Origin of the sequence: Serratia sp. CY47280, assembly GCF_052168655.1 — a bacterium.
GTDB classification, from domain to species: domain Bacteria; phylum Pseudomonadota; class Gammaproteobacteria; order Enterobacterales; family Enterobacteriaceae; genus Serratia; species Serratia bockelmannii.
The window spans coordinates 587634-600679 of sequence record NZ_JBJNMG010000002.1 but is presented as its reverse complement, the minus strand read 5'-3'; the positions used below and the strand labels follow the sequence as shown (position 1 = coordinate 600679).

Here is a 13046-nt window from a genome sequence, read left to right as displayed (position 1 = left end):
TATTCCCCGGATTTGTTCCCCAAGACCTCACGCAAAGTTAAATAAAATGTGATAACTCCACCGGTGGGGGTTGTGTAGACTTCAGAGAGGATCGGGCAATCAGCGGTAATGAGAATGGACAAGCCAAAACGAATTTTGATCGTCGAGGACGACGGCGACATCGCCGAGCTGCTGCAGCTGCATCTGCGTGACGAGGGTTACGCCATCAGCCACGCCGCCGACGGCAATCAGGGCATGGCGATGCTGGAACAGGGCGGCTGGGATGCCCTCATCCTCGATCTGATGCTGCCGGGCGTGGACGGATTGGAGATTTGCCGCCGGGCGCGCACCATGACGCGCTACACGCCGATCATCATCACCAGCGCGCGCTCCAGCGAGGTGCACCGCGTGCTGGGGCTGGAGCTGGGCGCCGATGACTATCTGGCCAAACCCTTCTCCATGCTGGAGCTGGTGGCTCGAGTCAAGGCGCTGTTTCGCCGCCAGGAGGCGATGAGCCGCAACCTGCGCATGGACGCCGGCGTGCTCAGCTTCAACGATCTGACCATCGACCCCATCGCCCGCGAAGTGCACCTGCATCAGCAGCCGGTCGAGCTGACGCCGCGCGAATTCGACCTGCTGTACTTTTTCGCCCGCCATCCGGGCCAGGTGTTCTCGCGCCTCAGCCTGTTGAATCAGGTCTGGGGCTATCAGCACGAAGGGTATGAGCACACCGTCAACACCCATATCAACCGGCTGCGCATCAAGATCGAGCGCAATCCGGCGGAACCCGAGCGCATCCTCACGGTGTGGGGCATGGGCTATAAATTCGCGGCCACGCCGCATGAGTGAGCCATGAAAAACCTTACGTTAGCGCAACGCCTCACGCTGATCTTCACGCTGCTGATCGTCATCGGCTGCGCTTTTTCCGGCTGGATGCAGGTACGCAGCAGCACCCAGTACAGCCAGGCAGTGATCCAGCGCCTGTCAGGCAACCTGGCGCAGCATATCGCCGACAGCAATCCGCTGCTGGGAGTGAACGGGCCGGATCCGCAGGCGGTGCATACCCTATTCGACCAGCTGATGGCGGTGAACCCCAGCGTGGAGGTTTACCTGCTCGACAAACAGGGCGCGATTATCGGCAATGCCGCGCCGGCCGGGCATCTGAAGCGGCAGCGGGTCGCGCTGGCGCCGCTGCAGGCGCTGCTCGATGGCGCGCAGATGCCGGTGTATGGCGACGATCCGCGCAGCGCGGACGGGCGCAAGGTGTTCAGCGTCGCGCCGCTGAAGGTCGACGGCCGGGTCGAAGGCTATCTGTACGTGGTCTTGCTCGGCGAAGAGTACACGGCGCTGGCCAGCAACGCCCAGTTCAACTCGGCGGTCAGGATGGCGCTGTGGACTTCTGGGTTGATGGTGCTGTTCAGCCTGCTGGCCGGCGGTTTCGCGTTTTATTGGGTAACGCGCCCGATCCGTCGCCTGACCCGGCAGGTCAGCGCGCTGGACAGCGGCGGCATCGAAGCGATGCAGGCCTACGCGGCGCTGCCGGCGGTACGGGCCGGGCGCGACGAAGTCAGCCAGCTGCAACAGGCCTTCCACCGCATGGCGCAGCGCCTGGCCGAACAGTGGCAAACGCTGGCGCAGCAGGATCGGCTGCGGCGTGAATTCATCGCCAACGTCTCGCACGATCTGCGCACCCCGCTCACTTCGCTGCACGGCTATCTGGAGACGCTGTCGGTTAAGGCCGCCACCCTGAGCGAAGCCGATCGGCGGCGCTATCTGGAGATCGCGCTGGCGCAAAGCCGCAAGGTGGGCAAGCTGGCGCAGGAGCTGTTCGAGCTGGCTCGATTAGAGTATGGCGTGGTGAAGCCGCAGAAAGAGCCCTTCTCCCTCAGCGAGCTGTTGCAGGACGTGTTCCAGAAGTTCGAGCTGGCGGCAGAGGCGCGCAACCAGCGGCTGCACGCCGACATCGCTCCCGGCATTCCGCCGGTGTTCGCCGATCTCAGCATGATTGAGCGGGTGCTGACCAACCTGTTGGACAACGCCATTCGCCATACGCCGCCCGGCGGCGACATCGGCGTGCGGCTGTGGCGGCAGGAAGACCAGGTAATGGTGCAGGTCAGCGACAGCGGCCCCGGCATTCCGCAGATGCTGCGCGCCGATCTGTTCGTGCGCCCGTCTGTCCTGAGCGGCGCCCGGCGCCCTTCCGGCGGACTGGGGTTGATGATCGTGCGGCGTATTCTGCAGCTGCACGACAGCGATATTCAGCTGATCGAACAAGCGCAAAGCGGCGCCTGCTTCCGCTTCGCCATTCCGCCGCGTTAACACGGCACAACGGTTATTGTGCGATCGGGAACCGCAGGCTGAAGAGGATGCTGGCGACAGGCGCGCGCCCGATACATTCGGCGCGCACCTCACCGCCGTGCAGCGTCATGATGGCGCGCACGATAGACAGCCCCAGCCCACTGGCATGATTGCCGGCGCTGCGTGCGGGATCGGCGCGATAGAAACGATCGAACAATTTTTCCAACTGTGCCGGCGCGATCGGCTGCCCCTGATTGATGACCTGCACCCACCAGGCATCGGCGCGCCGTTCAGCCCGCAGGACGATCAGGCTGTTTTCGTCGGCATAACGTACCGCGTTGGCCACCAGGTTGCTCAGCGCCCGCTGGAACAACATCGCGTCCGCCTCCAGCGCGCCTTCCCCTTCGCAGCTCAACGCAATGCCGCGCTCTTCCGCCAGCCCTTCGAAATAATCCGCCACCCGCCGCAGCTCCAGCGCCACATCCAGGCGGCTGTAATTCAGCGCAGACTGCGCCTCGCCGGCGCGCGCCAGAAACAGAATGTTTTCCACCATGCGGGAAATGCGCTCCAGCTCATCCATATTGTTCGACAGCAGGGTTTCGTACTCTTCCACGCTGCGGGGCTGGTAAAGCGCCACCTGGCACTGGCCCATCAACGCCCCTACCGGCGTGCGGATCTCATGGGCCAGATCGGCGGAAAACTGCGTCAGCCGCTGATAGCCTTCATTCAACCGATCGAGCATCGCATTGAACGAACGGGTCAGCTGCTGCAACTCCTTCGGCGCCCCCTGCTCGCTGAGGCGTGTCGACAGCGTATTGGGCGCAATCTGCGACGCCTGCGCCGCCATGCGCCATAACGGCTTCAATCCCCGCCGCATGACCCCATAGCCCAGCAGCGCAATCAGCAGGAAAGCCACCGCGACCGCCGCGACGATGCGCCACAGGTAACGCGCCAGCATCTTCTGCTCGTTGGCCATCACATGCGCGGCGGAGATCTGCAACAGGCTGCCGTCTTCCAGACGCACCATCGCCGAAGCGGCGCGCAGCGGCACCCCCTGCGCCGTTTCTCCGCCGCGTATGGCGGCCAACGTCTGCGCCTGTTCAGGCGGCGTCGGCGCGATCGGCGGCAGGGCCACCCTGGCGGAGTTCACGTTGATGAGCGGTTTTTGCCCCGGGATTTGGAAAATCAGCACGTCCTGTTCATTGCCCAGCATGTTTTCAAACAGGCCGTTATTGGCAGTCAGGCGCGCCAAAGGAAAGCGCTGCCCCAGTAAATGGCGGAAATACTCTACGCGCCCGGTCACCTGCAGATCGCTGCGCAGCGTCATTTCCTGGCGCATGGCGCTAAACAGATACCCGCCTGTCCCGCTCACCACCAACGCGGCCACCAGCGCGAACAGCGTAGCGGTGCGCAGCGTCAGCGACACCGGCCGACGTGACGTGCGCCCGCTCACGAGCGTGGCTCGCAGACATAGCCGATGCCGCGCACGCTGTGGATCAGCTTGACGTCGAACGGCCGGTCGATTTTGGCGCGCAGGCGTTTGATCGCCACGTCAACCACATTGGTGTCGCTGTCAAAATTCATGTCCCACACCTGAGAGGCGATCTGCGTACGCGACAGCACTTCGCCCTCGCGCCGCACCAGCAGGTGCAGCAGCATGAATTCCTTGTTGGTCAACGGGATCACCTGATCCTGGCGCACCGCCCGGCGGCGCAGCACGTCCAGCTGCAGATCGGCGATAGCGTAATGATCGGCTTCGCGCGCCGGCCCGCGGCGCAGCAAGGTGCGTAAACGCAGCACCAGCTCGGTAAAGGAAAACGGCTTGATAAGATAGTCGTCCGCGCCCAGCTCCAGGCCGTGGATGCGATCCTGCACGCCATCACGGGCGGTGAGAAACAGGATCGGCACGTCGCTTTTCTTGCGCAATACCTCGATGATCTGCCAACCGTCCAGCCCCGGCAGCATCACATCGAGCACGATCGCATCGTAGTCCTGCTCCAACGCGCGAAACAGCCCGTCGGTGCCGGTGCGCGCCAAATCGACGCCGTAGCCCGCTTCCCCCAGCCCTTTCTTCAGGTAATCCCCTGTGCCGATATCGTCTTCAACTACCAGTATTCGCATGCTCACCACCTCGTTACGTCTGCAAAAATACTAGCAGCTTCGGCGGACAAACTTGATGACATTAATGTCATCAAACGGCCATGGCGCTGACCCAGTAGGTCAACCATGCTTAACCGGCAAACTCATTTCAGGAGAACGTTATGATTACCCGTCATCGTATAGCCGGTTTACTGTTGTCCACGTTACTGCTTTCCAGCGGATTGGCCGCCGCCGCCCAACCGCCGGGCAAGGTGATTGCGCCGCTGCGCGGCACCATCACGCAGGTTGCCGACGGCAATCTGCAGCTGACCGACCGCAAGGGCGAGACACTCAGCGTCAAGCTGAACGATCAGACCAAAGTGCTCAGCGTTTCCAAAGCCACGCTGGACGATATCAAACCGGACAGCTTTATCGGCACCGCCGCCGTGCCGCAGCCGGACGGCACGCTCAAAGCGCTGGAAGTGCACGTGTTCGCCGCCAGCCTGCGCGGCACCGGCGAAGGGCACTCGGCCTGGGAATCCGCCGACGGCAAAGTGGACACCATGACCAACGGCACCGTCGGTAAACTGGTGAAATCCAACGGCCGCACCCTGACCGTCACCTACGGCAACCAGCAGAAAACCGTCGTCGTGCCGGAAGACGTGCCGATCGTGACGCTGGATCCGGGCGATCTGAGCCTGCTGAAACCGGGCGTGCACATCGTGCTGTTCTCCGCCGCCGACGATAAGGGCGAACGCATCGCCACCCGCATTTCCGCCGGCAAAGACGGCACTGTGCCGCCGATGTAACCGGAGGAAAGCCATGAAGACCAACGCGTCGCCGCCGGTGCATCGCTGGCCGGTTCGAATCACTCATTGGATCAACCTGTTCGCCATGGTGTGCATGTTCATGAGCGGTTGGGAAATCTACAACGCCTCGCCGCTGTTCGATTTCCGCTTTCCGCCGCAGATGACGCTGGGCGGTTGGCTGGGCGGCGCGATTGGTTGGCATTTGGCGGTGATGTGGCTATTGGCGCTCAACGCCGTCTGCTATCTGTTGTGGAGCCTGTTCAGCGGTCATTTTCGCCGCGATCTGTTGCCGCTTCACCTCGGCGCGCTGCGGCAGGATATCTGGCTGGCGTTGACGCTGCGCCTGCGCCACCGGCATGGCCGCTATAACGCCATTCAGAAACTGATGTACCTCGGCGTACTGGCGCTGGGGCTATTACTGGTGCTGTCCGGCCTGGCGATTTGGAAGCCGGTTCAGCTGCAGGGATTGGTCGCCCTGTTTGGCGGCTTCGATTTCGCGCGCTACGTGCATTTCTTCGCCATGGCCGGCATCGGCCTGTTCGTCGCGATCCACGTCTTTATGGTGATCGTCGTGCCCAAAACCCTGTGGGCGATGATAACGGGTGGCAAACATGAATGAGAAAAAACAGCGGGCAACCGCGCCAAAACTGGAACCGGACCAAAAAAAGCAACTGGTCAATCTGCAGCGCCGGCTGATGCTGCGCTCCGGCCTGACGCTGGGCGGCATCGCCATGCTCACCGGTTGCAACCTGCAAGACGGCGATCAGGTGGATAAGGTGCTGTGGGCCATGTCGCGCTGGAACGACCGGGTGCAGGCCTGGCTGTTCAGCGGTCAGCGGCTGGCGCAAACTTACCGGCCCGATCAAATTACCCAGCCTTTCCCCTTCAACGCGTTTTACCCGGAATACAACGTCCCCGAGATCGATCTTGCCGGCTATCGGCTTGAGGTCGCGGGGAAAGTGGAGAAAAAAGCGCCCTGGACGCTGGAACAGCTGCAGCGGCTGCCGCAGCAAAGCCAGATCACTCGCCTGATCTGCATTGAGGGCTGGAGCGCCATTGGTCAATGGGGCGGCGTGCCGCTGCGCACCTTTCTGCAGCACGTCGGCGCGGATCTGAATGCCGGTTACGTCGGCTTCAAATGCGCCGATCGTTACTACTCCAGCCTCGACATGGCCACCGCGCTGCACCCGCAGACCATCCTGGCGCTGGATTTCGGCGGCAAGGCACTGCCGGCGGACTATGGCTACCCGCTGCGGCTACGCGTGCCAACCAAGCTGGGGTTCAAAAACGCCAAACATATCGCCGCGATCTTCGTCAGCGACGTCAATCCGGGCGGGTATTGGGAAGATCAGGGCTACAACTGGTTCAGCGGCATTTAGTTTTGCGCGGCGCTGCGCATAAGCCTCATCGGCGGCTGGAGGGCTCTTCCCCGTCGCGATTATTGGTTTTCAGCGTACCGCTCAGGCCAGCGTTAGCCAGAATTTATGACTCGCTCTTGAAAAAACATGCGCATCGCGTACATTATTTGTACAACCAAGGGCTTATTGAGGACGGATTATATGTCATCGAAATCCCGCCTGTTAACGGCAGAATCCCACCCAACCCCTATGAGCATAAAGAAACGGCACCAAAAAGAGATGCAAGCCTTCCACGAAGAATGGGCTGAACAAAGGCGCCGCGAATGGCGTGAACGCGGCGGCGTTGAAGCCAGTGAACCGCCCGCACGTAGCATCGATACCGAACTTTCATCCTGATTCCGGTTCGTCCTTATTCTTCTTCTCCCGCCGTCAGCAATGCAATCCCCGCTTGCTCAATGGCCTCCCGCGCGGCGGCGGGCAACCCCTCGTCGGTAATGACAGCGTCAAAGGCAGCAATCGGCAGCGCCAGGTAGGTCGCGACCTTGCCGTATTTGGACGTATCGCTGAGCAGAATGCGGCGGCGGCTGGCCTCGACGATGGCCTTCTTCACCATCACCTTGTCTTCGTTCGGCGTCGACAGGCCGCGCATGCTCCACGAAGAGGCGGAGATAAACGCCAGATCGATAAACAGACCGCGCAGCGCCTGCGCCGCCGCTTCGCCAACGCAGGAACGGTTTTCCCGGCACACGGTGCCGCCGGTGTGGATGATTCGGCACTGGCTATGCTCTATCAGGAACCCGGCGATGACAAAGTCGTTGGTCACCACCGTCAAATCTTCACGTTCACCGATCTGTTTCGCCAGCGCCAGCGTGGTGGTACCGGCATCCAGATAAATACAGCTGTTGGCGGGAATTTGCCGCGCCGCCAGCCGGCCAATGGCGATTTTCTGCCGGCTGAACATCCCTTCTTTGGCCTGGTGCGAAGGTTCGCTTGCCACCCGCTCAGGCGCCTGCACGCCGCCCGAGACCGACTGCACCGCGCCCTGTTCCTCCAGCTTTTGCAAATCGCGGCGGATCGTCATGTGCGACACCCCCAGCCGTTCGGTCAGCTCGGCAATACTGACGACGCCGCGTTCGGATACCAGCGCAAGAATTTGTTGATGGCGTTCTACAGGTATCACGGTTCCCTCTCGTTGCTGCGGTGATAATAATTGTGATTTTACGTCAATTTTCGTTCGCCGATAGCCCTAATTTTTCGCGGCGTGACGGCGCGCGCAGTTAGGTCAGGTAAACATAAACTTATTTAAAAACATAATAGTAATGTTGATACGGACCAGAAATCACCCGAAAAATTCGTTTCACACATTGTTAATTATTGTGATATCGATCGCGGATAAACGGCCACTAAGCGCTTACATTTAACACAACAAAACAAATTATCACTAAAATTAACAGGAGTGTAGTATGACACACCCAGGGAATTATGCCGTTTGCGTCATCGGGCTGGGGGCGATGGGCATGGGCGCGGCGCGCTCGTGCCTCCGCGCCGGATTGACCACCTACGGGGCGGACCTGAATCCGCAGGCGCTGGCGGCGCTGCAACAGGCCGGCGCGAAGCAAACGTCCCCCAGCGCGTGCGACTTCGCCGCCGAGTTGGACGCCGTGCTGCTGCTGGTGGTGAACGCCGCCCAGGTGAAGCAGATCCTGTTCGGCGAACAAGGCCTGGCGCCAAAGCTCAAGCCAGGCACCGCGGTGATGGTCTGTTCGACCATTTCCGCTGATGACGCCAAACAGATCGAGCAACGGCTGCTGGACTACGGGCTGCCGATGCTGGATGCGCCGGTTTCCGGCGGAGCGGCCAAGGCAGAGGAAGGCCAGATGACGGTGATGGCCGCCGGCGCAGACGCCACCTTCGCGCGCCTGCAACCCGTGCTGGACGCCATCGCCGGCAAGGTTTACCGCATCGGCGAAACGATCGGCCTGGGCGCGACGGTAAAAATCATCCACCAGCTGTTGGCTGGCGTACACATCGCCGCCGGTGCGGAAGCCATGGCGCTGGCCGCCCGCGCCGGCATCCCGCTGGACGTGATGTACGACGTGGTCACCCACGCCGCCGGCAACTCCTGGATGTTCGAAAATCGCATGCGCCACGTGGTCGACGGCGACTATACGCCCAAATCGGCGGTGGATATCTTCGTCAAGGATCTGGGGCTGGTGGCGGATACCGCCAAGGCGCTGCATTTCCCGCTGCCGCTGGCCTCCACCGCCTTCACCATGTTTACCGCCGCCAGCAACGCCGGCTACGGTAAAGAAGACGACAGTGCGGTGATCAAAATCTTTGCCGGCATCGATTTGCCGCAAAAAAAGGAGGCGCTCTGATGCTGCTTGGCGTAATCGCGGATGACTTTACCGGCGCGACCGACATCGCCAGTTTTCTGGTGCAAAATGGCCTGCCGACGGTGCAGCTGAATGGCGTGCCGCAAGACGAAACGCAAATAAACGCACAGGCGGCGGTCATTAGCCTGAAATCGCGTTCCTGCCCGGCAGAGCAGGCGGTCGAACAGTCGTTGCAGGCGCTGGCCTGGCTGCAAGAACAGGGCTGCCGTCACTTCTACTTCAAGTACTGCTCCACCTTCGACAGCACCGCACAGGGCAATATCGGCCCGGTGACCGATGCTCTGCTCGCCGCGCTGGGAGAAAATTTCACGGTTGTCTCACCGGCGTTGCCGGTAAACGGCCGCACGGTCTATCAGGGCCACCTGTTTGTCGGGGAACAGCTGTTGTCTGAATCCGGCATGCGTCATCACCCGGTCACGCCAATGACCGACAGCAACCTGCTTCGCCTGATGGAATCCCAGGCCACCGGACGCTGTGGGCTGGTGACGGCGGCAGAAATGGATCGCGGCGCCGAGGCGGTCAGCGAGAAGCTGCAGCAATTGGCGCAGGACGGCGTGCGCTACGCAGTGCTGGATACGCTCAACGAACGGCATCTGCTCACCCAGGGTGAAGCGTTGAAAACGATGAAGCTGGTGACCGGCGGTTCGGGCCTGGCGATCGGCCTGGCGCGTCAATGGGCGCAGAATGGCGAACGTTCGGCAGAGGCGGCCGGTGCGCCGCAGGGGGAAAAAGCGGCGGTGCTGTCGGGCTCGTGTTCTGTGATGACCAACCGGCAGGTGGCGCACTACCGTGAACGCGCGGCGGCGCAGGCCATCGATATCGGCCGCTGTCTCGATCCGCAGGCGCGAGCGGCCTACGCCGCCGAGTTGGCGCATTGGGCGCAGCGCCATACCGGGGAAGCGCTTGCCCCGCTGATCTACGCCACTGCATCGCCGGAGTCGCTGCAGCAAACGCAACAACGGCATGGCGCCGCCGCCAGCGAAGCGGTAGAAGCCTTGTTCGCCGAACTGGTGGTGCAACTGCATCAGTTGGGGTTCAGCCGCTTTATCGTCGCCGGCGGCGAAACCTCCGGCGTGGTCACGCAGGCGCTGGGCATTCGCGGCTTCCATATCGGCCCCAGCATTTCCCCCGGCGTTCCCTGGGTGCGCGCCAGCGATCGGGCCATTTCCCTGGCGTTGAAATCAGGCAATTTTGGCGATGAAGCCTTCTTCTCACGCGCGCAAACGGAGTTCCCGGTATGAGCATGACGATTGAACAGCAGGCGCGTGAAGAGATGGTGCGCCTGGGCGCCTCGTTTTTCCAACGCGGCTACGCCACCGGCTCCGCCGGCAACCTCTCGCTGTTGCTGCCGGACGGCGCGCTGCTGGCGACGCCGACCGGCTCCTGTCTCGGCGAGCTGCAGGCCGACCGCCTGTCTAAAGTGAGCCTGAACGGCGACTGGCTCTCCGGCGACAAACCGTCGAAAGAGATCAGCTTTCATCGGGCGCTCTATCTGAACAACCCGGAATGCAAAGCGGTCGTGCACTTGCATTGCACCTACCTCACGGCGCTCTCTTGCCTGCAGGGGCTGGACGCCGACAACGCCATCAAACCGTTCACCCCCTATGTGGTGATGCGCGTCGGCAAGGTGCCGGTGGTGCCTTACTACCGGCCCGGCGACGAAAGGCTGGCACAGGATCTGGCCCGCCTGGCGCCGACCCACCGTGCCTTTTTGCTGGCCAACCACGGGCCGGTGGTGACCGGTAAAGACCTGCGAGCGGCGGCGGACAATGCCGAAGAGATGGAAGATGCGGCGCGACTGATCTTCACCCTCGGCGATCGTCCGATCCGCTATTTGACCGATGATGAAATTGCCGAATTACGGAGCTGAACCATGCCTAAATTTGCCGCCAATTTGTCGATGATGTTTACTGAGGTGCCATTCCTCGATCGCTTCGCCGCCGCTGCCGCACAGGGCTTCAACGCGGTGGAATTCCTGTTCCCTTACGAGCATCCCGCGGAGCTGTTGGCCGAGAAGCTGCGCGAACACGGCCTGCAACAAGTGCTGTTCAACACCGCGCCCGGTGATGCCGCCACCGGTGAGTGGGGGCTGGCGGCGCTGCCGGGCCGCGAGCGGGATGCGCGCGCCGATATCGATCGCGCGCTGGCCTACGCCATCGCCCTTTCCTGCCCCTGCGTGCACCTGATGGCCGGCGTAGTGCCCGCGGGCGCTGATCGACAGCGTTATCTCGACACCTTTATCGCCAATGCGCGCTATGCCGCCGACGCCTTCGCCCCGCACGGCGTCAAGGTGCTGATCGAAGCGCTCAGCCCGCCGGTCAAGCCCGACTACCTGTTCGCCAGTCAACATCAGGCGGCGGAAGCGGTGGCGGCGATCGAAAGACCGAACGTGTTCATTCAGTTCGACTTTTTCCACGCGCAGTTGGTGGACGGCAATATCAGCGGGCTGCTGGAGACGCTGGCCGGGCGCTACGCGCATATCCAGATAGCCTCGGTGCCGGATCGCCATGAGCCTGACGAGGGCGAACTGAATTACCCGTGGCTGTTCGACAAGCTGGATGCGCTCGGCTATCAGGGCTGGATCGGTTGCGAATACCGCCCGCGCGGCGACACCGCCGCCGGGCTCGGCTGGCTGAAGCCTTACCGCTAAAGCCGCACGCCGACACCAGGAAATCGATTTTATAACAATGAAACGCACCCGTATCGCCTCGCGGCGATCGCGGTGCCAACGCTTACCCAACGAAAGGCTTTTTCATGTCTACCTCTCTGCTGTTGCTGATTGCCGTACTCGGCGTGGTGCTGCTGTTATTGATGGTGATTAAGGCGAAGGTGCAGCCCTTTGTCGCGCTGTTGGTGGTCAGTCTGCTGGTGGCGTTGGCCAGCGGCATTCCGACCGGTGAAGTGATGAAAGTAATGACCGCCGGGATGGGCGGCGTGCTCGGCTCGGTGACCATCATCATCGGTCTGGGGGCGATGCTCGGGCGCATGATCGAACACTCAGGCGGCGCCGAGTCGCTGGCGCAGCGCTTCAGCCAGGGGCTGGGGCCGAAACATACCGTCGCCGCGCTGACCCTCGCTGCATTTATCCTCGGCATTCCGGTGTTCTTCGACGTCGGCTTTATCATTCTGGCGCCGATTATTTACGGCTTCGCCAAGGTCGCCAAAGTGTCACCGCTGAAGTTCGGCCTGCCGATGGCCGGCGTGATGTTGACGGTACACGTCGCGCTACCGCCACACCCCGGCCCGGTCGCTGCCGCCGGCTTGCTCAACGCCGACATCGGTTGGCTGACCATCATCGGCCTCGCGATCTGTATCCCGGTCGGCGTGATCGGCTATTTCGCCGCCAACTACCTCAACCGCAAAACCTATCCATTATCGATAGAGGTGCTGGAACAGCTGCAGCTGGCGGCGCCGGAGCCGCGTCCGGAAGGGCAAGCGCCCCTCAGCGATCGCATCAACCCGCCTGGCGCCGGCCTGGTGGCGGCGCTGATCGTCATCCCGATCGCCATCATCATGCTCGGCACCGTCTCCGCCACGCTGTTGCCGGCAGGTTCGGCGCTGCGCGATGCGCTGTCTCTGCTGGGCTCGCCGGCGGTGGCGCTGATGATAGCCCTGCTGCTGGCCTTCTATTTCCTGGCGCTGCGCCGCGGCTGGAGCCTGCAACACGCCAGCGACGTGATGGGCGCCGCGCTGCCGACCGCCGCGGTGGTGATCCTGGTGACTGGCGCGGGCGGCGTGTTCGGCAAGGTGCTGGTGGAATCCGGCGTCGGCAAGGCGCTGGCCGAAGTACTGACGGCCATCGGCCTGCCGCTGGTACCCGCCGCCTTTATCATTTCGCTGGCGCTGCGCGCTTCACAGGGTTCCGCCACCGTGGCGATCCTGACCACCGGTGGCCTGTTGTCGGAAGCGGTCAGCGGGCTGAATCAGCTGCAGTTGGTGCTGGTGACGTTGGCGACCTGTTTTGGCGGGCTGGGGCTTTCCCACGTCAACGACTCCGGTTTTTGGATCGTCACGCGCTATTTGGGGCTGTCGGTGGCCGATGGCCTGAAGACCTGGACGGTGCTGACCACCCTGCTCGGTCTGAGCGGCTTTCTGTTCACCTGGCTATTGTGGCTGGCGGTGTGATT

14 protein-coding genes are annotated in these 13046 nt (G+C 62.3%); 11 read left to right on the top strand and 3 right to left on the bottom strand.

Annotation, left to right across the window (positions count from 1 at the left end; genetic code table 11):
* The first annotated feature begins 114 nt into the window (after positions 1-114).
* Entirely contained in the window at positions 115-828 is a 714-nt protein-coding gene (locus ACJ8J4_RS12395; RefSeq protein WP_043137136.1) for a response regulator transcription factor, read from the top strand.
* Positions 829-831: 3 nt separating this feature from the next.
* Positions 832-2298: a sensor histidine kinase gene (locus ACJ8J4_RS12390; protein ID WP_197835301.1), complete on the top strand. Its 1467-nt coding sequence runs from the start codon at positions 832-834 to the stop codon at positions 2296-2298.
* A 13-nt stretch (positions 2299-2311) separates the two neighbouring features.
* Here the strand turns inward: ACJ8J4_RS12390 and ACJ8J4_RS12385 are convergent, their stop codons facing one another.
* Entirely contained in the window at positions 2312-3730 is a 1419-nt protein-coding gene (locus tag ACJ8J4_RS12385; protein ID WP_197835299.1) for a heavy metal sensor histidine kinase, read from the bottom strand.
* Positions 3727-4398, bottom strand: coding sequence for a heavy metal response regulator transcription factor (locus tag ACJ8J4_RS12380; protein ID WP_021504273.1), 672 nt, complete (start codon positions 4396-4398; stop codon positions 3727-3729). The genes ACJ8J4_RS12385 and ACJ8J4_RS12380 overlap by 4 nt, the downstream gene beginning before the upstream one ends.
* 140 nt (positions 4399-4538) lie before the next feature.
* Between ACJ8J4_RS12380 and ACJ8J4_RS12375 the strand changes: the two genes are divergently transcribed.
* From ACJ8J4_RS12375 to ACJ8J4_RS12360, 4 genes are all read left to right on the top strand, one after another.
* Positions 4539-5165: a hypothetical protein gene (locus ACJ8J4_RS12375; RefSeq protein WP_025302101.1), complete on the top strand. Its 627-nt coding sequence runs from the start codon at positions 4539-4541 to the stop codon at positions 5163-5165.
* Positions 5166-5178: 13 nt separating this feature from the next.
* On the top strand, positions 5179-5784 hold the full coding sequence (locus ACJ8J4_RS12370) for a cytochrome b/b6 domain-containing protein (protein WP_049208891.1): 606 nt from the start codon (positions 5179-5181) through the stop codon (positions 5782-5784).
* A complete protein-coding gene (locus ACJ8J4_RS12365; protein ID WP_049208892.1) occupies positions 5777-6544 on the top strand; it encodes a molybdopterin-dependent oxidoreductase in 768 nt (255 codons plus the stop codon). Before ACJ8J4_RS12370 ends, ACJ8J4_RS12365 begins: the two co-directional genes overlap by 8 nt.
* Positions 6545-6724: 180 nt before the next feature.
* Positions 6725-6919, top strand: coding sequence for a hypothetical protein (locus ACJ8J4_RS12360; protein WP_153266254.1), 195 nt, complete (start codon positions 6725-6727; stop codon positions 6917-6919).
* Between the two features lie 13 nt (positions 6920-6932).
* On the opposite strand, the gene ygbI is transcribed toward ACJ8J4_RS12360, so the two are convergent.
* The gene (gene ygbI / locus ACJ8J4_RS12355) at positions 6933-7703 is read right to left on the bottom strand and encodes a DNA-binding transcriptional repressor YgbI (RefSeq protein WP_025302098.1); all 771 of its coding nucleotides are present in this window, start codon (positions 7701-7703) and stop codon (positions 6933-6935) included.
* 283 nt (positions 7704-7986) lie between these two features.
* Here ygbI and ltnD point away from each other — a divergent pair, with 283 nt between their 5' ends.
* From ltnD to ACJ8J4_RS12330, 5 genes are all read left to right on the top strand, one after another.
* Entirely contained in the window at positions 7987-8901 is a 915-nt protein-coding gene (gene ltnD, locus ACJ8J4_RS12350) for an L-threonate dehydrogenase (RefSeq protein WP_025302097.1), read from the top strand.
* Positions 8901-10160: a 3-oxo-tetronate kinase gene (gene otnK, locus ACJ8J4_RS12345; protein WP_080352491.1), complete on the top strand. Its 1260-nt coding sequence runs from the start codon at positions 8901-8903 to the stop codon at positions 10158-10160. Before ltnD ends, otnK begins: the two co-directional genes overlap by 1 nt.
* Complete coding sequence (gene otnC / locus ACJ8J4_RS12340; RefSeq protein ID WP_373276029.1) at positions 10157-10789, top strand: 3-oxo-tetronate 4-phosphate decarboxylase; 633 nt, start codon at positions 10157-10159, stop codon at positions 10787-10789. Before otnK ends, otnC begins: the two co-directional genes overlap by 4 nt.
* 3 nt (positions 10790-10792) lie before the next feature.
* Positions 10793-11569, top strand: coding sequence for a 2-oxo-tetronate isomerase (gene otnI / locus ACJ8J4_RS12335; RefSeq protein ID WP_025302094.1), 777 nt, complete (start codon positions 10793-10795; stop codon positions 11567-11569).
* Between the two features lie 104 nt (positions 11570-11673).
* Positions 11674-13044: a GntP family transporter gene (locus tag ACJ8J4_RS12330; protein ID WP_048795956.1), complete on the top strand. Its 1371-nt coding sequence runs from the start codon at positions 11674-11676 to the stop codon at positions 13042-13044.
* Positions 13045-13046 lie beyond the last annotated feature (2 nt).